17 protein-coding genes and 2 pseudogenes are annotated in these 21,663 nt (G+C 70.1%); 13 read left to right on the top strand and 6 right to left on the bottom strand.

The features are described 5' to 3' along the window. The first annotated feature begins 9 nt into the window (after positions 1–9). Entirely contained in the window at positions 10–2,682 is a 2,673-nt protein-coding gene (locus IAG43_RS00100) for an MXAN_6230/SCO0854 family RING domain-containing protein (protein WP_187738682.1), read from the top strand. Between the two features lie 272 nt (positions 2,683–2,954). After that, the gene (locus IAG43_RS00095) at positions 2,955–4,172 is read left to right on the top strand and encodes an IS110 family RNA-guided transposase (protein ID WP_187738681.1); all 1,218 of its coding nucleotides are present in this window, start codon (positions 2,955–2,957) and stop codon (positions 4,170–4,172) included. A 94-nt stretch (positions 4,173–4,266) separates the two neighbouring features. Here IAG43_RS00095 and IAG43_RS00090 read toward each other — a convergent pair whose 3' ends face one another. Beyond that, positions 4,267–5,118 (bottom strand): helix-turn-helix transcriptional regulator, encoded by an 852-nt coding sequence (locus tag IAG43_RS00090; RefSeq protein WP_187738680.1) that lies wholly within the window; start codon positions 5,116–5,118, stop codon positions 4,267–4,269. Positions 5,119–5,294: 176 nt separating this feature from the next. On the opposite strand from IAG43_RS00090, the gene IAG43_RS00085 reads away from it, so the two are divergent. Continuing rightward, positions 5,295–6,095: an NADPH-dependent F420 reductase gene (locus IAG43_RS00085; protein ID WP_187738679.1), complete on the top strand. Its 801-nt coding sequence runs from the start codon at positions 5,295–5,297 to the stop codon at positions 6,093–6,095. A 334-nt stretch (positions 6,096–6,429) separates the two neighbouring features. Then, entirely contained in the window at positions 6,430–7,167 is a 738-nt protein-coding gene (locus IAG43_RS00080) for an ATP-grasp domain-containing protein (RefSeq protein WP_187744222.1), read from the top strand. A gap of 233 nt (positions 7,168–7,400) precedes the next feature. Here IAG43_RS00080 and IAG43_RS00075 read toward each other — a convergent pair whose 3' ends face one another. After that, on the bottom strand, positions 7,401–8,243 hold the full coding sequence (locus IAG43_RS00075; protein WP_187738678.1) for a MerR family transcriptional regulator: 843 nt from the start codon (positions 8,241–8,243) through the stop codon (positions 7,401–7,403). A gap of 284 nt (positions 8,244–8,527) precedes the next feature. Here IAG43_RS00075 and IAG43_RS00070 point away from each other — a divergent pair, with 284 nt between their 5' ends. Both IAG43_RS00070 and IAG43_RS00065 read left to right on the top strand, forming a co-directional pair. Beyond that, positions 8,528–8,932 carry an Imm32 family immunity protein gene (locus tag IAG43_RS00070; RefSeq protein WP_187738677.1) on the top strand — a complete coding sequence of 135 codons (405 nt, stop codon included), beginning with the start codon at positions 8,528–8,530 and terminating at the stop codon, positions 8,930–8,932. 327 nt (positions 8,933–9,259) lie between these two features. Further along, entirely contained in the window at positions 9,260–10,243 is a 984-nt protein-coding gene (locus IAG43_RS00065) for a hypothetical protein (protein ID WP_187738676.1), read from the top strand. Positions 10,244–10,405: 162 nt separating this feature from the next. On the opposite strand, the gene IAG43_RS00060 is transcribed toward IAG43_RS00065, so the two are convergent. Beyond that, positions 10,406–11,095, bottom strand: a complete 690-nt coding sequence (locus IAG43_RS00060; RefSeq protein ID WP_187738675.1) for a nitroreductase family protein — start codon at positions 11,093–11,095, stop codon at positions 10,406–10,408. A gap of 210 nt (positions 11,096–11,305) precedes the next feature. Between IAG43_RS00060 and IAG43_RS00055 the strand changes: the two genes are divergently transcribed. After that, on the top strand, positions 11,306–11,767 hold the full coding sequence (locus IAG43_RS00055) for a MarR family winged helix-turn-helix transcriptional regulator (protein WP_187744221.1): 462 nt from the start codon (positions 11,306–11,308) through the stop codon (positions 11,765–11,767). Between the two features lie 326 nt (positions 11,768–12,093). Here the strand turns inward: IAG43_RS00055 and IAG43_RS00050 are convergent, their stop codons facing one another. Continuing rightward, positions 12,094–15,117 (bottom strand): AfsR/SARP family transcriptional regulator, encoded by a 3,024-nt coding sequence (locus tag IAG43_RS00050; protein ID WP_187738674.1) that lies wholly within the window; start codon positions 15,115–15,117, stop codon positions 12,094–12,096. A gap of 469 nt (positions 15,118–15,586) precedes the next feature. Here IAG43_RS00050 and IAG43_RS00045 point away from each other — a divergent pair, with 469 nt between their 5' ends. Together IAG43_RS00045 and IAG43_RS00040 are read left to right on the top strand one after the other, a co-directional pair. Then, positions 15,587–16,015, top strand: coding sequence for a hypothetical protein (locus IAG43_RS00045; protein WP_187738673.1), 429 nt, complete (start codon positions 15,587–15,589; stop codon positions 16,013–16,015). Between the two features lie 433 nt (positions 16,016–16,448). After that, a pseudogene (locus IAG43_RS00040) lies at positions 16,449–16,766 on the top strand (transposase); the annotation flags it as partial. A gap of 6 nt (positions 16,767–16,772) precedes the next feature. Here the strand turns inward: IAG43_RS00040 and IAG43_RS34300 are convergent. Then, positions 16,773–17,018 carry a DUF2625 family protein gene (locus IAG43_RS34300; protein ID WP_246574673.1) on the bottom strand — a complete coding sequence of 82 codons (246 nt, stop codon included), beginning with the start codon at positions 17,016–17,018 and terminating at the stop codon, positions 16,773–16,775. 343 nt (positions 17,019–17,361) lie between these two features. Here IAG43_RS34300 and IAG43_RS00030 point away from each other — a divergent pair, with 343 nt between their 5' ends. The 4 genes from IAG43_RS00030 (at position 17,362) to IAG43_RS00015 (ending at position 20,546) form a co-directional block, all read left to right on the top strand. Further along, positions 17,362–17,991: a hypothetical protein gene (locus IAG43_RS00030; RefSeq protein WP_246573993.1), complete on the top strand. Its 630-nt coding sequence runs from the start codon at positions 17,362–17,364 to the stop codon at positions 17,989–17,991. Between the two features lie 290 nt (positions 17,992–18,281). Continuing rightward, complete coding sequence (locus IAG43_RS00025) at positions 18,282–18,554, top strand: hypothetical protein (RefSeq protein ID WP_187738672.1); 273 nt, start codon at positions 18,282–18,284, stop codon at positions 18,552–18,554. A 21-nt stretch (positions 18,555–18,575) separates the two neighbouring features. Beyond that, positions 18,576–19,520, top strand: a complete 945-nt coding sequence (locus IAG43_RS00020) for a DUF6193 family natural product biosynthesis protein (protein WP_187738671.1) — start codon at positions 18,576–18,578, stop codon at positions 19,518–19,520. Between the two features lie 342 nt (positions 19,521–19,862). Next, positions 19,863–20,546, top strand: coding sequence for a hypothetical protein (locus IAG43_RS00015; RefSeq protein WP_223005878.1), 684 nt, complete (start codon positions 19,863–19,865; stop codon positions 20,544–20,546). A gap of 35 nt (positions 20,547–20,581) precedes the next feature. Here IAG43_RS00015 and IAG43_RS34290 read toward each other — a convergent pair. Then, positions 20,582–21,295: pseudogene (locus IAG43_RS34290) on the bottom strand (DEAD/DEAH box helicase family protein). Between the last annotated feature and the right edge of the window lie 368 nt (positions 21,296–21,663).

The following is a 21,663-nucleotide window of genomic DNA, read 5'->3' as shown; positions in this document are numbered from 1 at the left end:
AGAACCACCGTGTCGCGCACCGGCACCACCACCCACACCACGACTGCCGCCGGCGCGACGCGCCCGCGCAGCCTCGCCACCGTCCTGCTGACCCGGCGCGCCGCGGTCTACCTGCCCGCTCCCGGCGCGGCGGCGAATCCCGCGGGGGCGAATCCCGCGGGGGAGACCGGCGCGGACCTGCTCGAGGCCGAGCTCGTGCAGCGCGGCTACCTCCTGTCACCCGGCCTGCGGCGGGCGTTCGCCGCGACCGACACCCGTCTGCTCGGGGACACCGGCCGGGCCCTGCTCGACGCCGTCGACCGAGAAATCGGCGCACACCGCGACCATGTGCCGCTCCTGCGCGGATTCCCCGACACGGTGCCCGAGGACACCTGCCGGCACTACGTCGAGCGGGTCCTCAGCATCCTCTTCCAGCACCCCGACCAGCCGTGCGTGCTGTGCGGCACAGCGGGCTCCGTCGTCCCGGTCTCGCCCTGCGCGCACCTCGTGTGCGGGTCCTGCTTCGACGGCGCCGACTTCTCCGCCTGCCCCGTGTGCGAGCGCCGCATCGATCCCGCCGACCCCTTCCTGCGCCCCGCCCCGCCGCGCCGGCGCCTGTTCGGGCGCGCCACCTCGGCACCGCAGCGGCTGCGGCTGCTCTCCCACGGCGGAGACCTGACGGCATGCCAGAAGGACGCCGCGCGCGAACTCGACGACCTGCTGGCGCGCACCGGCGCGCTCTCACCGCAGGACGCCGACGACCTCGGCGCGCTGCTGGCCGCTCGCTCCCGTGACGACCTCGACCGTCTTCCCGCGCGGGTCCCAGGCAGGGAGACGAAGGCACGCCTGGTGTCCTGGCTCCTCGACGTCCCCGGCACGGACCCCGCCCATCCCGCCGTCGCCGAGGCGACGGCACGGATCGACACCGCCACCGACGTGCTGCGCGTCCTGGTGCTGCGCTCCGGAGGCGACCCCGGGCTCGTCGACATCCCCCGCTTCGCCCGCACGCCCCGGCCGCTGCGGCGCGTGCTGCTCTCCGTCCTCGACACCCTGGACCCCGCACAGGCTGCCGAGGACATGCGACGCCACCGGCGCGCCTGGATCCACGCCGCAGAGCGTCTCCACCCCTTCGAGCAGGCCGACCGCTTCCCCCGGGCGGCCCTCGCGTTCGCCGCCCTGCGCGGCACCCCGCTCACAGGCGACACCCTGTCCACCGTCCTGCGCCGTACGGCGGCAGCCCACGACGGCATCGACGCGACGGGAGACTCGGTGACGGCGCACCGCTGGAGCGGCCGGGTCGAGGCCGCCCTGGCCGCCCGCGACATCGACGGCGCGCTCGCCCTGCTCAGCAGCCGCCCCGGTGAACTGGTGCGCCGCCTCGACCACCTGCTGCGCCTCGCGGTCGACCTCGACCCGTCCAACGCCGACCCGTCCGAAGCCGATACGGGCACCGGTCGCGCCCAGGCGGTCGTCCGCGCACTGGAGCACGCCGCGACCTCCGTCGCGCCCGCCGTGCTGCTGTCCGCCCTGGGCTCCCTGCGGGTCCGCGACCGCGAGCACACGGTCCGCGTGTTCTTCCCCAAGGCGGGGGCCGCGAAGACGCACGTCACCGACGACGTCCGGCCGCTGCTGCCGACCGCCGTCACCCGGTCCGTGACCGAGGTGCTCACGGCAGAGGTCCTGCGCAGGGCAGGGCGCGGTGCCCCCGTCGGCGTCGCCGTCGTGGACGCCGGACTGGACCGGATGATCGCACCGTTCGCCGAACGCACCGCGTCCCGCGCCCTGGTCACCCTCCCGCGCGGCAGCGAACTCGCGCTCCCCGACGGCCGTTCGCTGCGGCTGTTCCTGACCTGGGAGGAGAGCGAAGCCTCCGGCCGTACCGATCTCGACCTGTCCGTCGCGATGTTCGACGCGCAGTGGCGGCACATCGGCGTCTGCGACTACACCCACCTGCGGTACGCGCGGAAGGCCGCCGTGCACTCCGGCGACCTGCAGTCCGCACCGCCTCCGCTCGGCGCCACCGAGTTCGTCGACCTCGACCTGGACCGCCTCGCCGAGACCGGAGCCCGGTATGCCGTCGCCGTCGTCTTCTCCTACAACGACGTGCCGTTCGGCGAGCTGGCCGAGGCGTTCGCCGGCCTCATGCTGCGGGACGGGCCAGGCGCGGACGGCCCGCTGTTCGACCCGCGCTCCGTCGAGCAGCGCTTCGACCTCACGGGCAGCGGCCGTGCCTGCGTCCCCCTCATGATCGACGTGCAGAGCCGCACACTGCGCTGGCTGGACGTCGTCAAGGGCGTCACCGGAACCCAGCACGCGGTATGGCGTCACGCCGACGCGCTGGCCACTCTCGCGCACCGGCTGACCGAGCTGTTCGCCTCCGGTGCGCGGATCGGACTCGGCGAACTGGCACGCTGGCACGCCGCAGCCCGCGCCGGCACAGTGGTCCTGCGCCACCCGGACGGAACGCGCTGCCTCTACACCCGCCGCGACGACGAGGACGTGCCCCGTTTCGCCGCACGCATCGGGACACCGGACGCCGACACCGGCGACTTCGCAGCGCCGGACCTCGTCTACCTGCTGCGGGGCGACGTGCAGCCGGCCGACGGCGCCGAGGCGTACGCGCTGCACCCCCTCGCCCTGGACGCCTCCCGCGTACGCCTTCTCGCGGCACCCGACCTGGTCACGGCCCTGACTCCCGGCTGACGGTTCAAGCCCCGTTATGTTTTTCGCGGTCCTGCAACGGGACCGCTGGCCTCCGGGGCCGGCATGACTGTTGCCCCCTGTCGAAAGCATGACCTGGGGGGTGGTGTCACCGGGTCCGGGGGTGTTCGTCGGAGACGCTGATCAGAGGTCCGGCCACCGTCCGGTCCGGCGCAACGCCGGACGGTTCGCGGGCGGCAGGTCTGCATAACGTGGATGCGCGAGCACGACACCCGAGCCGAGGCCGGCACCGTCAAACCCCCTGGAAGGGCCCGATGTTCGAGATCGAAGACGTGGGCGTGTTCCTCGGCCTGGACGTCGGCAAGTCCGCTCACCACGGGCACGGGCTCACCCCGACCGGCAAGAAGGTCTTCGACAAGCCACTGCCCAACAGCGAGCCGAAGCTGCGGGCCGTGATCGACAAGCTGACCGCCAAGTTCGGCACCGTCCTGGTCATCGTGGACCAGCCCGCCTCGATCGGCGCCCTGCCCCTGGCCGTCGCCCGCGACGCCGGCTGCCGCGTCGCCTACCTTCCCGGCCTGGCGATGCGGCGGATCGCCGACCTCTACCCAGGCGAGGCGAAGACCGACGCGAAGGACGCCGCGGTGATCGCGGACGCGGCTCGGACGATGCCGCACACCCTGCGCTCGCTGGAGCTGGCCGATGAGATCACCGCCGAGCTGACAGTCCTGACCGGCTTCGATCAGGACCTCGCGGCTGAGGCCACCCGCACCAGCAACCGGATACGCGGCCTGCTCACCCAGTTCCACCCCAGCCTGGAACGCGTCCTGGGACCGCGCCTGGACCACCAGGCTGTCACCTGGCTCCTGGAACGCTACGGATCCCCGGCCGCCCTGCGCAGAGCCGGCCGCCGCCGCCTCGTCGAGCTGATCCGTCCGAAAGCCCCGCGCATGGCCGCACGGCTGATCGACGACGTCTTCGACGCCCTGGACGAGCAGACCGTGACCGTTCCCGGCACGGGCACCCTCGACATCGTGGTCCCGTCCCTGGCCCGCTCGCTCGCCGCCGTCCACGAACAGCGCCGGGCCCTGGAAGCCCAGATCCACACCCTGCTGGAGGCCCACCCTCTTTCCCAGGTCCTGACCTCGATGCCCGGCGTCGGCGTCAGGACCGCCGCAGTTCTGCTGACCACCGTCGGCGACGGCACCAGCTTCCCCACCGCCGCCCACCTCGCCTCCTACGCCGGCCTTGCCCCGGCCACCCGACAATCCGGAACCTCGATCCACGGCGAACACGCGCCTCGAGGCGGCAACCGGCAGCTCAAACGCGCGATGTTCCTTTCCGCCTTCGCCTGCATGAACGCCGATCCGGCCTCCCGGACCTACTACGACAAACAGCGAGCCCGCGGCAAAACCCACACCCAAGCCCTCCTCCGCCTCGCCCGCCAGCGCATCAGCGTCCTGTTCGCCATGCTCCGCGACGGCACCTTCTACGAACCCCGGACACCGAAGGACATCGAACTCGCCGCATAGCCCCACCACCCAAACCACCCAAACCCGACAGGGATGCCTTGACGAACGACATAGAGGCACCCCCCCGCGGGAGCGACCCGTGAGCACCAGGAGTTCAGCGTGCCGCCGGGGCCGCACGCTCGCGGAGAAGGGCGAGCTTCCCGTCCGCGCCGGTGTCCGGAGCGGCCCAGTTCAGCACGATGTGCAGGTCGGCGCGTTCGATGGTCATGATGTCGCAGTCGAGGACGATCTCGTCGAGCTCGGGGTGGACGACCGTCTTGTGCGAACGCCCCATCGGCAGGGTTTCGTAGCGGGTCCAGAGATCAGCGAAGCGTCGGTTGGTCTCCCGCAGCCCGTTGATCAGCTCCGTGACGGCGCGGTCGTCGGGGTACCGGTCCGCAGCCCGGCGCAGGTCGGACACCATCATGCGCTCGAAGGCGTCGGCGTGCGTGGCGCCTCGCTCGATGCGGGAAGCGCCAGGTGCGGGCGGGGCGGCGAAATGCCCCCAGATCAGATTGCTCGACCGGGCATCGGCCTCGACCGGGTTGCCGAACAGCGCGACCCAGAGCGGGTTGCTCTGCACGATGTCCCAGGAGGCGGTGAAGACTGCCAGCGGGGTGTCGCTCATCCGATCGATCATGCGCTGCACGCCGGCCGGCACCTCACGCGGCACCGTACCGGACGGCGGGACGACCGCTCCCGCCAGCCGGTAGAGCAGTTCGCGCTCCACGGCATTGAGACGCAGTGTCTGCGTGAAGGCGGCGAGGACCTGCGGTGAGGGATTCCTGGCGCGGCCCTGCTCGAGCTGTACGAGGTAGTCGACGGAGACGCCGGCCAGGACTGCCAGTTCCTCGCGGCGCAGGCCCGGAACGCGTCGGTTTCCTGCCACCGGCAGGCCGACCGCGGCCGGGCCGATGCGCTCTCTCCACGCGCGCAGAGCGGGGCCGAGCTCGGTGTGACGGGTCATGGTCCCAGTATGAGCCTGCTGGTCAGGGGGTGGGTGGTACCGGCACTACCAGGGACGGCAGCGCCTGGTGCACCCCTGCGGCCCGACCGAGGATCGACTCGTCAGTCCGAATGCGCCGGAGACAGGGGCGGCCCCCGTCCCCGTCGAGGCGCCTGTTGAACAAGGAGACGGCCACGATGGCACCCACCGTCGGAATCATCGGCTCTGGTCTGGTCGGCGGCTCCGTCGCCCGGCTCGCTGTTGCCGCGGGCTACAGCGTTGTGCTCAGCAACTCACGGGGCCCGGAGTCGATCGCGCAACTCGTCCAGGAGCTCGGTCCGCCGGCTCGCGCGGCAACAGTCGACGAGGCGATCGAGGCGGGCGACATCGTCGCCCTTCCTGTCCCGCTCGCGAGCTTCCAGGCACTGCCGGCCGGCAAGCTCGCCGGGAAGGTCGTCCTGGACCAGACGAACTACTACCCGGAGTTCTGGCGTCACCCCGCCCTCGACGCCGGGACGCTCACCTCGAGTGAACTCGTGCAGCAACACCTCAAGGACTCCCACGTGGTGAAGGGCCTGCACAACCTGGACTGGAACCACATGTACTCCAACGCCCGCCCGCACGGCGGGCTCGAACGGACGACGCTGCCGATCGCGGGTGACGACGCCGCTGCCAAGACGGCCGTGACGCGGTTCCTGGAAGCCGTCGGCTACGACGTGGTCGATGCCGGTCCGCTCGCGGAGAGCTGGCGGATCGAGCCGGGGACGCCCCTCTACTTCTGGCCGTACGCCCCTGCCATGCCGGACGGGATCACCGGGGACGAGGAGAAGCGCTACTACCTCGAACACCCGGTCCCGCCCCTCTCACCCGAAGCGGCCCGCAGGATGATCGCCACCGCCGAGCGGACGTCGCCTGCCGGTGGCACGCTCGCGGCGATGCCACCCGCTCACATCGCCATCTTCATGGCCCAGGCCGCCGCAAGCACCGTGAACCGGTAGTCGAGGCACCCGGCTCGCAGCGCGGCGAGCTCCACGAGCGCAGCGGGTTCGCCCGCGAGGGCGGGGCGGCCTGTGCCCTGACGACGTCCGGTACCAGCCCGCCGGCCACAACAGCCCGCCCGGCGGGCGTGACCTGACCCGGACAGGCCCCTTGGTCAACTGTGTCGTACGGTGCCGACGAAGGAATCTCCTCCGCCGGCCGTGGCCCTGACTCGGTCGAGCCGGTCTCGGGTCAGGGCACCGTTCGCAGCTGTTGGACAGCCCGTAGCATGGCGGTTTTGTGGACCTCAAGGAGGCTGCGGTGCTTGTCATGCCTGGGCGGCGGACATCGACGATGGAACTGCTGGCCGTCGAGGCGGCAGGCCGGGGGATGCCGGTCAGGGCGGCTGAGGAGGCCGGCCTCGCAGGCCCTGCGTACTGGTACGGCGGACCGGTCGCGGGTGCGCGGCTGGCCGGCCGGCTCGGGATCGCCTTGCTTGAGCCGGGTGACGACTGGCTCGCCGAGTTGCCGGAAGAGTTCACCGGCCGCCGGGTACGGGCAGGGATTATCGCGGACGCGTGGGCGATCGACCGGCCGACGTTCATGAAGCCGCCCCGCGACAAGTCCTTCCCGGCAGACGTGTACACCGACGGCTCCCGGCTGCCCTCCTCACTGGACCCGACAACACCGGTGCTCCTGTCCGATGTGGTGACCTTCGCGGCCGAGTACAGGCTGTTCCTGTTGGACGGCCGGATCGCCACGGCGAGTCGGTACGCGGTGTTCGGCCGGCTCGACTCGTGCCCGTTCGGTACGGAGCGCGCCGACCGGGCCGTCACCGCGCAGATCACCGAGTTCGCCGACCGGCTGGCCGCCGCAGCCGGACACACGCTGCCGAGTGCCGTCGTCGTGGACGTCGGGCAGTTGCTGGACCCATACCGTCCAGGACACCGCTGGGTCGTGGTGGAGGCCAATATGGCGTGGTTCTCGCACGCCTACGCAGCCGATCCGGCACGCGTCCTGGACGTCGTCCTGCGAGCGGCTGGACCGCGCGAGCACGTGCGGGCGCGAGATCTGGCATTCGCCCTGCGGTGATCCGCACGATCGGAACCGGCTCCCCCACTCGCCGTGACGACCTCCACGGGCGTTTGCAGCCCGGCGAAGGCGAAGGCCCACGAAACCAGCCCGAGCCTTCAGGACGCCCGAGGACGCCCCTCGTCCCACTGGCTTCGTCCCACCGGCTCCGGCGGTCGGCGAAGCGGGGTTTCGAGGAGCGGGCAGCCCGGACCGTGGGACCGGCCCCGGCTCGCGCACGGCCGCACCCGGTATCAGGTGTCCGCCGATGAGTCTCCGTAGAGGAGTCGCGCGGTGAGTTCCATGCACCGCGTCCGTGCCGGAGAGAACCCGTAGGGCATTGTGGTCACTGCTTCGAAGGCACTCATCGCATTGTGCTCCTTGCCGTCCGCCTCGTCGTCGTGGAGGTCGAAGAGCCTCTCCTCGTCCTCGTCCAGACCAGCCGCCTCGATGGCTTGGAGCAGGGCCTTGTGGTGGGCGCAGTGCCGGGCGGCGAGTTCGTCGACCTGCGGGTCGTGGGGGTCGACGGTGTCGTCGAGGGCGGCGTCGGCCGCGTCGAGGCGGTCGGCTTCGGCCCGCAGCGCGGGATGGGTCGCAAGGACGACGAACACGCTGGCCTGGATCGCGGCGCCCAGCGGTCCGAAGATCCGTTCCGTGACCAGCAGGGCGTCCAGGTCGGAGGGGCGCAGCGAGCCGGGAGGCAGCTGGCTGAGCCGGTCGGTGACCATGGGGGAGAGCAGCCCGAGGGGGCTGCCCACGGCGCGCAGCCGCTGAACTGCCGCGCGCCGGCGCTTGATGGCGGCTTCCTGGGCGGCGAGGGACTCCTCCAGCCGGTCCAGAACGTCCTCGACGTTCCGGGCTTCGCCGAAAGCGGGCCTCATGTCGTTCAGGCTGATGCCGGCTTCCGCCATCTTGCGAATCCACAGCAGGCGGATCATGTCGTCGTAGCCGTAGCGGCGGCGCCCGTCGCCGCCTCGCACGGGCTCGGGCAGCAGACCGATCTGATGGTAGTGACGAATGGCGCGCGGAGTGGTTCCGGCGAAGGCGGCGGCATCGCCGATCTTGACCTCGCGGGGAGGCGTGGGGGAGGGGTACATCGCAGACGGGGCCTTTCGTGCTGTGGTGCCTTCGACGACACCACATGCCGCTACGGCAGGTGCAACAACAGACCGCCCAGACCTTGACGGGGTGCCGGGCAGCCCCTTCCCCGGGCCCCGCTTTCGAGGTCAGGAGCCTGCGGCCGCCGACCTGTGTGGACGGCTCTGCTGAGGAAGCGTCAGCTTACGGCGCTGTTGTTCGATGAGCGGCCTGCGGGGGTCGATCGGGGGTCAATCCTGGGAGTCCTGGCAAACTGTACGACCGGCGGGGTGGAGGGAACGCGATGCTGCAGGTTCTGTACAGCGGGACAACGCGAGAGCTCGAGCTCTCCGGGACGCGTCAGGGACTGCTGCTGCTCGGGCAGCAGTTGCGGGAGAGGGCCGGAAGCCGCGATCTCTCGGACAACCCGCGCCCCTCTCCTTACGAGAGGTCGCTGTCGCAGATCGCGTTTCGGGAGGACCCGGAGCAGCCCGCCCTTTCGATCGTCACGGAAGGCCAGGTCCTGAGGATCAGGGGAGGACGGGAAGCTCTCGACCTCCTCGCCGACAGCATCGAGGGCTTCGCCTCAGAGGCGGACGCAAGCGATCATTGCCACGTCGACGCCCCCACCTACGACTACGTCGCGCCGCACTCGGACCCGCTGGTGATCGCGTTCCTGGAGTCAGCGACGAGTCGTCGGCCGCAATGAGGTGAGAGCCGGCAGGCCTCGCAGCGAGATGCCGAAGCCGCCGCTGCGGGCATCGGCGGCGAATGCCCGACGACGCTCGGTGGGCGAGGCCGAGTGAATCGGCCGGCTCTGCCTGCGTGTCCGGCGGGGATCATTCGCAGGGTTGCGTTTCCAGAGCCCGCTGTTCACCGGGTAGTCAGTGGACCCACCGGTGACGTCACTCGCCGGGTCCGCGAGGCACCGGCCATGGCCCCCCGTTCACCCCGCCCGCCTCGTGGGTACGAACGCCGCAAGGGTACGAACGCGACCATGCGGATCTTCCTGGCCCGGCGACAAGACGGAGGCTTCGTGACCCATGAGCCGGACCCGCGCCCGATAGCCCACGGCACCTGGGACGATCGGAAGGAGAACCAACTCCCTGCGCCGAACGCCGAACGCTTCTCTCCGGTGGACACCCGTCCGGAGGGCAAACGGAACGTACAGCGAGCACTGGACGCGCAGTCGGCGCAGATGAAGATCATGGACAGATCCGGTCCACCCGTCCTCGCCATGCTCCAGTACCTGGGCACACTGGCGAGCGACGCCTACAAGGACCGGAAGCGGGAGAAGGCCGCGCTTGTGCCCTACATCAGCGTCAGGGAGGCGGCCGGGGCAGCCACGGCGTACCGGTACCGCGTCCTGAGATACGCGCTCGGTCCCGGCGTCGCATACGGGGAACTCGGTGCGCAGGAGTTGACCGATCTGCTGCCCGACGCCGCCGGCCCCCTGGAAACCCTGGCTGCCGCCGGGGACCTGCGCGATTCCGCTCTGCTGGGCACCTGGTCCGAGGGCCACGCACTCACCGTTCCCCTCCTCACCGCGGCGCGGGACCTGCACACCAGGGTGACGGGCGCGTTCCGACCCGTGCCGTGCACTCCCGTCATGCCGTGGATCGGCGCCGCGGTGACGACCTCTCAGCGCGCGCAGGCGCTGCGAAAGGCGGCGGCCCTGATCGACGCCCAGGTCGCCTCCTGGTACAGCTTCGCCTTCCGCGGCCCGGAGCCCGCGGATCCGCTGACGGCGGTGATCGAGCACCTGGCCGCCGCGGCCGAGTGGGCACCCCTGGCCGCACAGCACCGCCGCTGCCTCGAACTTGCCGCGGCGGACCGGATCTCCCGCCAGGACGCCACCTCGGCGGTGAAGGAACTCGCCGCCCTGCTCGACCGGTTCGACGAGTCCTGCTATCGGTCCGCCGAGCACCAGGAACTGCGCGGCAGAAATCGCCCGCACGAAGCGGGGGAGGAGGAGCCGGCAGCCGAGGACGACAGCGAACCCGGCGCGCAGGGACCGTAGGCAGGCCGCCGCCGCGATGGAGGCAACGGCCGGGGTGGATCGGCACGGCTGAGGTGCCCTTGTGTCCGGGCCCCGGGCTTACGTCGCGCACCCACATGTCGTCGAGGACGTCATCGACGCCGCCGGATCGCCCCGACACCCGGCGGCGTCGCCCGGGTGCGTTCAGGGGCCGTCCGCAGCAGCCCGGGTGACGGCGCCCGGCTTCCCCCATCGGTCCCAGTGCAGGACGTGCTCGCGAGGGATCCGCCTGGCAGGCCGGAAGTCGGTACCGATCGTGTAGGCCAGCGGGAGGAACGCTGCCAGCATGATCTCGTCGTACGGAACGCCGAGCACGGCGGCCAACTCCCGTTCCAGCGGGCCCTGCGCTGTCGTCCAGGTGGTGCCCAGGCCGCGCGCCCGGGCCGCCAGCATGAAACTCCACACCGCCGGCAGGATCGAGCCCCACGCCCCGGCCTGCACGGTCACGGGCGCTTGGTCGGTGCGGCCCTCCACGCCGGGGATCACGAAGGCGGGCACCCGGTGGATGTTGGCGGCCAGATGACGCAGGCCGTCGAAGACCCGCTCGGTGGAGCCGGCGGCGTAGTTCATGCGCCACGCGTCGCGTTCGGTCAGCGGGTGGCCGGTGGCCAGCGGCAGCGCACGCAGGAAGATGTCGGCCACGGCCCGCCGCTGGGCGGCTTCGGTGACGACGACGAAGTGCCAGCGCTGCCTGTTGCGGCCGGTCGGCGCCTGCGTGGCCAGGTCCACGCACTCCTCGATGAGGGAGCGCGGGACGGGGCGGTCCAGGTCGAGGCGTTTGCGCACGGCGCGTGTGGTCGACAGAAGTTGGTCGGGGGTCAGATCCAGGGTCACGGCCGCTTCCTCTGTTCTGTGTGTGCGGGCGGGGGCGTCGCGGGGGAGCCGTCTGGCCGAGCACAGCAGCTCCATCTGTCTGAAGACCATCTGCCAACAGATGATTGAGGAGCATACAAAATTTCGAGAGGCATGCAAACAATCTGTGGTCAGATGAATTTTGGTAGGATCGGCACCCTGATCGCCGCACACGCACAGGAGGTGGGCCCGATGCCGCCCAAGGCAGCGGACCGCGAGGCCGGTTACTTCTCCACCCTCGCTGCCGAACGCCTGGACATCGCGCTGTGCCGGGCCTCGTCCCTCGTCGCCCGCGCCGCGGAGGCCAGGGCAGCCGAATCGGGCATCGGCGTCGGGTCCCATCTGGTCCTCAAGATGCTCGCCGAGGTCGGCCCCAGCTCCCAGCGTGCTCTGAGCGATCAGCTGCGCATCGACCGCAGCGTCATGGTCGGCATCTGCGACGGCCTGGAGCAGGCGGGACACGTCCGCCGCGAACGCGACGCGGGGGACCGCCGGGCCTACGCGGTCACCGTCACCACATCGGGCCGCCGGCTCCTCACCGAAGCCGAGCACGCAGTCCCCGACTTCCTGGACGACACCTTCCAGGAGCTCTCCCCGGCCGAACGCGAGCAGCTCTCCGCACTGCTCGCCAAGGTCCTGCGACTCCCTTCCTGACACGCACCACTGCCGAAGCCCCTGCGGAAGCGGAGTTCGACGCCGCTCATGCTGCGCCCCAAGACCAGTACGCCGCTGAGATCGGCCCGCATACCCGAACGCGCGCCATTCCCGTGCCGCCCGCCACAGCAACGCCGGTCTGGGACCAACGACCAGCACACGGCCTCTCGGCGCGACCCGCCGGGCGGCAGCCGCGGCGACGAACCTCTTCCCTGTCCTGGCTGAGGCGTTTCAGTTTGGCGCGGGTACCCTCGACGTTCTTCGGCGCAGTTCATGGCCGAGGGTGTGTCGACTTCCTTGGCCCGTAGCGGCTTGCCGAGGCGTGCTCAGGACCTCCGGAGGTCCGAGGCCTCGTCGCGGGTGCGGGTCGCGGTCCGGTGGTCCCCGGCCTGGGCGTGCGCGGTGGCCAGCGTCTCGAGGGCGACGGCGAGCCAGGTGTGGGAGCCGATCTGTCGCCAGAGGCTGACCGCGGCTTCGGCGCGTCTGCGGGCGAGCGCCGGCCGGCCGGCCGCGAGTTGTGCCTCCGCAAGGGAGTACAGCGTGGCCGCCTCGCCCCAAAGGTTGCCGAATTCCCGGTACGTCCACAGACTCTGCGCAAGCAGACGGCGCCCTGTGTGATGCTCGCCCTGGCGGACCAAGACGTCCCCGAGCCAGCAGGCAGCATGAGTCGCGGTGAGGCGGTCGCCGAGTTCCGTGCTGATCGCGACTGCCTGCCGGTAGGCGTCGGCGGCGGCCGGGTAGGCGCCGAGCGCGCGGTGGCTCTGGCCCAGACAGCGCAGCGCCTGGGCCTCCCCGGGGCGGTAGCCCGCGGCCCGGCTGGCCTGCAGGCACTCCGTGAACTGCTCGACTGCTGCCTCGACCCGGCCTTGCTCGAGGTCGATGACGCCGAGGCCGTTGGTGGCGTAGACGAGACAGTTGACGTTGCCCGTCTGCCGGGCCAGTTTGGCGGCTTTCTCGAAATGGAACACGGCCGTGGAGTACTGGCCGAGGAGCCGGTGCACGTAAGCCAGCCCAGCGGTCGCCCCCGCTCGGTAGGCCGGCCCCTGCCCCTCAGCCAGCAGCAGCGCCTCCTCGAAGTGGTTCAACGCCTCCGGGTACCGGTCGAGAATGGTGGTGAGTTCGCCCAGGCAACGGTGGAGCTTCGCGGCGCTGTGCCGGTCACCGCTGCTCAGAGCCGCCTTGAGCGCCCGGTTCTGCAGCCGCTCCCAGTCATCGAAGTGCCCGCCGACCTGGAACAGGGTCGTCAGGGCAGTGGCCAGCCCAGCGGCGGGTGCAGCTTCCTTTCTGTCCATCGCCTGCTCCGCCACGGCGATGAGGAACTGACGCTCGGCGGTGAACCAGGCCAGCGGGTCGGCGAGCAGATGATCGGTATTCGCCTGGGAAAGCCGCCAAGCGGCGAGTTCTGACTGTGAGATGCCCTGGAAGTCGACGCTGAGGGTGTCCGCGGCGAGGTCGGCGAGGTGGAGGCTGGCCCCGAGCACCCGGGTGAGTGCGGCCGTGCGCTCCTGGTGACGGACGTCGTGATCCGCGCGTTCCTGACCGAACAGCCTGACCAGGTCATGCAGTTGACAGCGAGGTCCGGTCGCGCCGACCGATCCGATCTGCACCAGGTGCACCTCGACCAGATCATCGAGAACGACCTCCGCCTCGAACAGGTCCACGTCCAGCAGCGCGGCCAGCGCCCATGCCGCGAAGTCGGGACCTGGTAACAGAGCGAGCATCCGCAGTGCATGCTGGGTGGGCGCGGCCATCTGCTGGTAGGTGAGTGCGAGGCTGGCCCGTACGGCAGTGTGGCCGACGGCCAACTCGTCGAGCTTGCGCCCCTCGTCGGCGAGGGCCCGGGCCACGTGGGCCAGTTGCCAGTGTGGTCGTGCGGCCAGTCGCGCGCCGGCCACCCACACCGCGAGTGGCAGGCCGCCGCATGTCTCCACGATGGAGCGGGCCGAGTCGGGCTCCGCGTCAGCCCGCTCCGGGCCCAGCATCTCGCGCAGCAGGGCAAGCCCGGTCGTCGTGTCCAGCACGTCCAGGGGGAGCCGACGGCAGCCCAGCTCCGCCATCGTCGTGCGGCTGGTGACCACGGCAGCGCACCGCGCGCCGCTGGGCAGCAGGTCGCGCACCTGCTCGGACCCAGCCGCGTTGTCCAGGACGACGAGCACCTGTCGTTGGGCCAGCAGGGAGCGGTAGAGGTGAATGCGTCCTGTCAGCTCCGCAGGCACCATCCCGCCGCGGACGCCGAGCGCGCGGAGGAATGCGCCCAGGATCGTGTACGGATCGGCCGGCTCGTCGCCGAAGCCGCGCAGGTCCGCATGGAGCTGGCCGTCCGGGAAGCGGGAGGCGAGCCGATGGCCCGCCCGTACGGCGAAGGCCGTCTTGCCCACCCCGGCAGGACCGCTGACCAACAGTGTGAGCGGCCCCGGCCCGTCCGCGTCGAGGAGCCGACAGGCCTCGTCCACCTCGGCGTCGCGGCCGACGAACAGAGAGAGATCCGCCGGCAGCAGCCGCGGAACGAGCTGCCGACCACCTGTCACGGGGTTCACCACAGCGTCGCTGTCGTCTTCCGCTTCCTCGTCGGCGGGAGGCGCGTCCACGTCGGCGGCGGCCGGATCCAGATCGCCGGACAGCTCCGGATCCCCGGCCAGGATCCGCCCGTACAGCCTCCGCAACGCCGCGCCGGGGTCGACCCCCAGCTCGTCGGCGAGCCGCCGCCGGGCGCGCTCGTACTCCTCCAGCGCCTCCGCCTGCCGCCCGCACCGCCACAGGGCGAGAACCAGCTGCCCGACCACCCGCTCGTCGAGCGGATGCGCCTCGGCCCGGGCCACGAGCTCGCTCACCAGCCGATCATGCTGTCCCAGGCGTAACCGGACGTCAACCGAGTCCAGTTGGGCGGCCAACCGCTCGCCGTCGAGGAGCTGGCGCTGAGCGTTGAACCACGGGGTGTCCACTCCGGCGAACGCGCTGGCCCGCCAGAGCCCCAGCGCCTCCCGCCACAGCACCCCCGCCTCCTCGTCCACAGCCGCCCGCCGGGCCCGGTCCGACAGGTCCCGGAAACGGTGCAGGTCCACCGTGGCCTCGCCGAGGTCGAGCGTGTAGCCGTCGGACAGCCGGACCAGCCCGACGCTGTGCGGTCCCAGCACGCGGCGCAGGCGGGACAGGTAGGCATAGAGCGTGTCCCGCCCCCGGTCGGGCGCGCGGTCGTCCCACACCCGGTGGAGCAGCCGGTCGGCCGGCACCGGGCGGCCGGCGTCGATCAGCAGGGCCGCGAGAACATGCTGCTGCCGCGCATGCCCCAGGGCTACCGGCTGCCCCCCTGCCCATGCCTCGAGTGTGCCCAGTAACCGGAACTCCAGCATGCCCTGCTCCCCTTCAAGCCGGAACCGAACCTGGCAGCACCACTGTGACCTGCTGCGCAAGGTTTCTCGCAAGGTTTGTGCAAGGTCGGCCGTACATCGTTGCTGACATGTCCAGAACCGGGCGGCCCGCCGCCCGGAGCGGCAGTCATGACCTCACGGCACTGTCGCGATTCCTGGACAGAAAACGCTGGTGAAGTCCGTCCAGAACAACGCCACTGGGACGGTATCCATCTACGCAGGGACGAACAGTACGCATTCCAAGGCTCCCATTGCCTCCCAAACCGAAGGACCCCTTGTGGAAACGCGCAACATCCGCCCTACTGCTCAATTCGAGTAAATGCATCTACTGACCAGCAGATGCTGACCTCGATCAGTCAGCGGGATTCGGCCGCTGATCGTTCCGGCGGTTCGCCCCATCGTGACGCCCGTCGCACCCTGCGTCGGCATTGATCTACAAGGAGAGAGACAAATGCGATCTACCGTCAAGCGCCTTGCCCTTGGGGCTACGGCTCTGACATCCGCTCTGGTCGTGGGACTGGCCAGCCCCGCGAGTGCAACGCCGGTCAACCTGTACGGCTTAAGCCTCAGCAAGAACGCGGAGGTGAGCGGCCAGTACGAGTGGCGCGCAGCGGGAACGGCTGGCGGATTCACCTACTATGCGGGCAGCTTCTCCAACGCGGGAGCCCGCGACGCGATCTCGGGCAACGGTCTCGAAGCCGTCCTGGCCCTCGAGTTCGACACATGGGCCAACGGCGCGTGGACCCACAAGAACCGATACGCGAGCAGGGTCAACACATTCGACTCATGGACCTTCAACTACAAGAAGAACATCAGGGTCTGGGCGTGCGACAGGGCGGTCGGCACTACCACTCTCAAGAACTGCAGCCTCGTCTACTGACGGAACGCCGCTGGTCCCATGACGCTGCACCTCCCGCGTGCTGCCCGGCGGGCGGATGCAGCGCCGGAGGGATATCGGAGCGCCCGGCCTGCTGAAGACCGCAGCGGCGGCGCTCCTGATTACCTCGACCACGGTTCTGGCGCACTGCGTTGCGCGAAAGAGGGAGTCCCTGTTCGATGAGCAGGGACTCCTTCGTGCGCACGGCGTGATCGCGGAGGAGCAGGGCAGGTGGCGGACGGCGGGAGGATCCTTTGAGTTTTTCCAGGAGGGGGCGGTGGGTTGATGTCGATGTCCACCCCTCTGGCGGTGAGACAGCCGTCGATGAAGCGGGGCCGGAGCCGGATCCTACGTGATTCGCTACGGAGATTGCGGTCGAGGCTGTCGGGTGTCGTCAAAGCAGTGGTGGTTATTGCGCTGCGCACCAGTGACCAGACTCATGGGCGGCATCCCTCCCATCCGCTCCCGGCGTGGACCGCGTAGACGACGGCCGCCAAGCTCCACGGCGACAAGGGGTACGACTGTGACCACCTGCGCCGATGGCTGCGTTCCAAGAACATCACCGCGCGCATCGCGCGCAAGGCATCGAGTCCTCGCAGCGCCTGGGCCGCCACCGGTGGGCCGTGGGCGCACCGTCGAATGGTCGGCCGGGTGCCGCCGCCTGCACCGCCGCTACGCACGCAAGGCCGAGCACTTCCTTGCCTTCGCCGGCATCGCCGCCACCCTCATCTGCTTCCGGCGCCTGAATGCGTGAGGCTGTTCATGCGACGCCAAGGAAGCCCGGATCCGCGCCGTCGAACTGCAGGCACGAGTGACGGCTCAGGCCCATGAGTTCTGCCATGGGCACCGCGCGACGGCTGGTCTCCAACAGATCCTGGCGGGCCTCGGCCGAGCACAACGGCGGAAAGAATGACAGCCCCTGCCGCCCAGTCAGCGCGGAGACCTCGCCGCGCCGGCCGTCCCACCTGAGGTTCCCGTAGAACTCATCGAGTCCTCCGGCGAGGATCCAGGACAGCCAGACCGAGTGGCCCCCAGAGACGTCCAGCCAGGATTGTCGGGGGCAAAGCAGACGACCTCGCCCGGCTCACCGGGCCGACCGGCCGCACGGGGATCGGCCCCGTTGAGCGCGAACTGCCGAAAATCCGTAGCGATCCGCGGTCCACCAGCAGGCCGCGGCAGTTCAGCACGATCCCACCCAGGTTCGGCCGGGCGGGCCGATGATGTCCTTGCGGAGGGCGGGGCTGCTCAGCACAGAGCAGCGGCCCTGCGACGATGTGGGCCGGACGGTTGGCACGCGGGCAAGCGTGATCGAAGCTGGCCTACGGGCTGACGAGCGAAGCAGGTGTGGCATGCAAACACTGGTGGAGGGGGCTGTCGCGCAGGCGCTGCGCGACAGCGGCGGCGGGGTGATCCGTCTGTACGTCGCGGCCTGCGCGGAACGCATGGCGCCGCTGTTCATAGGCCTGCGGGCGGGGGTGCCCGGGCGCGAGGCCGACCTGGACTATTGCGTGCGGTCCGTACGCGACCTCTGGCATACCGTCCAGCCGCTGGCCGACGCTGCTGAGCGCGTGAGCGTGCTGGAGCGGTTCCCCGAACTGCAACCGGGCGAAGAGGGGACCACCGACGTCGCTGGTACCTACGCGTTCTTCGGCGTCCTCGTCCTGCGGCACGCCCTGTTGGCCAACAGCACCGGGGATGCCCGTGACGCGGTGGCCTGTGGCCACGCGGCACTCACCGCGGTGGGGATGCTGGACCAGAACCTTGCGGGTGCCGGCTTCAGTGCCGAGGAGCAGAGGCTTCAGTCCCTCTCGGCGACCGGCGACGCCGCAGGCCTTTGGGAGGCCAGCGTGACAGCGGGACGGGAGCGGTTCCGTGCAGTGCTGGGGCGTACTGGACACGGCGGAGGCTCAGCGCCGCAGTTGGCCGCGCGGGCAAAGCAGGCCGCTCAGTCACGCGTCACGCATTCCGGCAGACTGTGAGCGGGTGTTCCACGGACAGCGAGCCACGACAGCTGGGGTTGCTTGTGCCGGAACGCCCCGCGGAGATGACAACGGACACGCGCCCGGACATCGAGTGCACCTGGTCCAGCGCGGCGAACGTTCCGGGCGACCAGGCGCTTACTCAACGCCGGCTGCGTCAGGCAGCCTGCCACCGGGCCCGCAGCGGGTGCGCCTGGGACGGTAGCGGTGGCTTGTTCGCGTCGGCGCCGGGTGGCAGAGTTCCGCCGACGACCAGGCCGTGGTGGCAGGGGGTCCGAGGAGGGACTGCGGTGTTGGTGGCGATCGGACTGCTGGTGATGGGACTGGCTGCCGCAGGGTGGGGCGCGGCATTCCTCTTCAATCTGCGGGGCGCGACGGACCGGGCAGTAGCGCGCCGCAACGCGGTCCGGACGATCATGGCGGCTCGGACGTCGGACCTCTCGCTCGCGGAACCTTCCCTGCTGGGCGCCTGGTTCTTCCGATTGGTGGGAGGCGTTCTGCTGCCCGCCGGTCTGTTCATCGCGCTCATCGGCCTGGCCTTCACCATTGCCGGGGCGCCGTAAATCCACGCGCATCTCGGGGACGTGCTCCGCGAGCAGGCGGCGACGCAGCCGTTGGCGCACCGTCGACGCCTGCGCGGCGTGGGCGGCAGCACAGCCACCGTTTCAGCCACCGCACGCCCCTGCACCAGACCCATGCGCGACCCCGGGACCGACGCCGTTCGAGACCTGCTGCGCCTCACACTTCAGAACACCATCGGGGTGCCGGTACCTTTTGGGAGCATCATGAGTCACGAACCAGACCCGGCCGTTCTCTACCCTGACGTCGCCGCCCACGGCAGCCTTGCCGCGGCACTGCAAGCCGCAGCCGCTGAACAGGGCGTGTCCCTTTCCTTGGCCGTCACCCCGTCCGATCCACTGCGTCATGCCACGATCACCAGTGTCGTCCCGCACCGCCACTCGTCCTACATCGCGGCGTGGCATCACGAGCGGAAATGGACCTTCTGGGGCTCGTCCAACGACAGGCTCATGATCTGCGGCAAAACCCCAGACATGCGTGCGCTTCCCGAAGTGATCCGCGGCTGGGCGGAGGGGGCCGGCCTCGATGAGATCAAGCAGGCCGCGACCTTTGATCTCCTGACCGGACGTTTCGAGGTCCCCGACAACAACCCCGCCGACGTCATCGCCTCAGAGTGGCAGTGGCTGCTGAAGAGTGCCTGTGAAGCCGACTGGCCGCAGTACCAGGCGCTCATCGAGTCCGCCCTCGCCGAACCGAAGCTCCGCGGCCTCTACCCCTTCACGAGCCACTGGGCACTGAGCTTCTCCACTACGCCCGACTACCCGTTCTCCCCGTCCTTCGTCTCGATCGACTCACCCTGGGGAACCGGCGACTACACCATCAGAGAGAGGTGGAATGGCCCCGCCCTGCACCACGTCACCACAGCCGCCGAGGCGATCGCCATCGCCGTCGGCCGGATACCTGCCGACCTGTTGCAGATCTCGCCGGAGAACCCTGCACAAGACTCCTGAGAGCGACGCCGGTACCCACACGTACGGCCCCCGGCCCGCCCCTGACGCCTCTTCACGACACCGGGAGCGCACCGGCATGCGACGAGCCGCAGGCGGGCCGGCGAACCGTGCGGCCGCCTTCCCGGGCCCGAGCACAGGAGACGGCCCCGAGGCACCTGCCGCATCACCCGCCGTTCCTCGCTGAGCCCGGCGCGTCTGGTGCGAGTGCTGGAGAGCCATACCCCAGTTCCTGCGGCCCGTCCGGCAACTCCTCGACTCAGAGCAGGGGACCACGCTGCAGGATGTTCGCGTTCGAAGCACTGGGGGAGTGCCGTGATGCCGCGCAGGCGTGAGAATGTGCGAATGACCGTTCCCCCGCTCGTCCCGCTGGCCACTGCTGAAGAGATCCACGCCCACCTGGTCGACGAGCTCAACTCCGCTCTTCGCCGGCCCCAGATGTACGGGGGCGAGCTAGCGTTGCAGATCCAGATCACACACCTGCTGTTCGTGGAACGCCAGCCCGACGGGCTGCGCCTCATGCGACAGGACTGGCACGCACGCGGATTCGGCGACTGCGCCCTCGGTATCAAGGGCCCTCTGCGGGACGTGTTCCCCCAGGAGGCGCACAGCGACGAGATCGCCTCCGTCTACGCCGAGTTCGCGCACGTGCACGGCTGGCTCCGGCCCGACCGCGCGCTCACGGCAGACGCCCACAAGGCCCTCACCGACTCTGTCCGCGCCTGGGCGGCCGCGGACCGCACCTGGGCGGACATCACGCAGGAGTTCGGCGCCCCCTCCGTACTCATCGGAGGCATCAACCCCCGGTACCCCAAGACACTCTGCTACCTCACCGACGACCCACGGCACCCGATCGTGTCCTTCCACCTGTGGAACGGCAGCGAACCGGACGCCGAAACCTGGCCAGTGTACGAGCAGCCGAAGCTGCTCGCAGTGCGCTCCGGCGGCGGCTCGTTCCACGCATCCTTGACCCTCACCCCCGAAGGCGAGCGCAGACGGCCGGTGGACGACTCCTGCCCAGCGCCGTAGCAGGCATCCCGGGCGGCCGCGCGGCAGGACACACCTCACGGGGCCCCAGGAGCCCCGTCCGGCAGCTGCCGAAACCGCACCCGCTGCTCAGACACTTCACACACCTTGCCCGCTTCCACCGGCCGACCTGTTTCTGCGCGGTTCGGCCGCGGCGGGCGTGCCGTCCAGATCTGTGGTGTCGCCGTCATGTACAGGCGCCGCATCGCCGGCAACTGCTCCTGGTCGTGGACGGCGGCCCACGCCTTGCCCAGCGAGCCCGACGTCCGGTGGGCTTCGTCCACTGTCACGAGGTCGAAGACGTCCATGGGAAGGCCGTAGGCGCCTTCGTGTGCCTCGGTCAGGACCAGGAGAGACGAGTACGTGGCGAACAGGGGCACCGGCCCTCTGCCCCAGCGCAGCGCGAGCTGGGGCGAGCTCGTCGTCGACGGGACACCGAGCGATTACAGCCGGGGATCATCCTGCATCGAGCACACCGCCACCATCGGACCCGCATGCCCGAACTCCCGCCACTCCCGCACCGTCTGAGACAACAACGCCAGCGTCGGAACGAGAACCAGCACACGGCCCCTCGGCGCGATCCGCTGTGCGGCAGCAGCAGCGATGAACGTCTTTCCCGTTCCACAGGCCGCGTGGACCTGACCACGCAATCCATTCTCGGGAATACGCTGACCGGACCGAATCTCCAGACCGGAGACGACAGCTTCCACCGCTTCCACCTGATGCGGACGGAGCTTGGTATCACCGGCCATGAAGGTCTCCAGTCCCCAGAGGCGGTGTGTTTCCTCACGGGATACTACTCGCTGCATCACCTGTGATGCAGCCTCTTTCTCAAGTTGCATCACTCGGCTGAAAGCAGTCGGATCCCGGGCACGTAAGCCACGGCTACGGGTAAGCTGTCCGAGGTGGCATCGAAGTGACGGCCTGTCAGAAGCCAAGAGATCAGGCGCGCTCAACTCCACTCCCAACGCTTTACGGAGTTGAGCCCCTCCGAACGGTCCGAGACCCCCGGGGACCGGTTCGGCCGACCCCAGGGGGGTGGTGCCCCAAAATCCAAGATTCTACCCAGTAGACATCATGATGCACGATCACCCCGTCCCCGTTGCTGCCCGGCGGAGCC

The sequence above is a fragment of the Streptomyces genisteinicus genome (assembly GCF_014489615.1).
Classification (GTDB): Bacteria; Actinomycetota; Actinomycetes; order Streptomycetales; family Streptomycetaceae; genus Streptomyces; species Streptomyces genisteinicus.
The sequence above is the reverse complement of the archived record's forward strand: the minus strand, read 5'-3'. Positions and strand labels throughout refer to the sequence as shown.

Coding starts and splice junctions, on each gene's coding strand:
- IAG43_RS00085 (WP_187738679.1), top strand. CDS start 5,295: ATGGCACCCACCGTCGGAATCATCGGCTCTGGTCTGGTCGGCGGCTCC.
- IAG43_RS00090 (WP_187738680.1), bottom strand. CDS start 5,118: ATGACCCGTCACACCGAGCTCGGCCCCGCTCTGCGCGCGTGGAGAGAG.
- IAG43_RS00075 (WP_187738678.1), bottom strand. CDS start 8,243: ATGTACCCCTCCCCCACGCCTCCCCGCGAGGTCAAGATCGGCGATGCC.
- IAG43_RS00055 (WP_187744221.1), top strand. CDS start 11,306: ATGCCGCCCAAGGCAGCGGACCGCGAGGCCGGTTACTTCTCCACCCTC.
- IAG43_RS00015 (WP_223005878.1), top strand. CDS start 19,863: ATGACCGTTCCCCCGCTCGTCCCGCTGGCCACTGCTGAAGAGATCCAC.
- IAG43_RS00050 (WP_187738674.1), bottom strand. CDS start 15,117: ATGCTGGAGTTCCGGTTACTGGGCACACTCGAGGCATGGGCAGGGGGG.
- IAG43_RS00070 (WP_187738677.1), top strand. CDS start 8,528: ATGCTGCAGGTTCTGTACAGCGGGACAACGCGAGAGCTCGAGCTCTCC.
- IAG43_RS00080 (WP_187744222.1), top strand. CDS start 6,430: ATGGAACTGCTGGCCGTCGAGGCGGCAGGCCGGGGGATGCCGGTCAGG.
- IAG43_RS00030 (WP_246573993.1), top strand. CDS start 17,362: ATGCAAACACTGGTGGAGGGGGCTGTCGCGCAGGCGCTGCGCGACAGC.
- IAG43_RS00045 (WP_187738673.1), top strand. CDS start 15,587: ATGCGATCTACCGTCAAGCGCCTTGCCCTTGGGGCTACGGCTCTGACA.
- IAG43_RS00095 (WP_187738681.1), top strand. CDS start 2,955: ATGTTCGAGATCGAAGACGTGGGCGTGTTCCTCGGCCTGGACGTCGGC.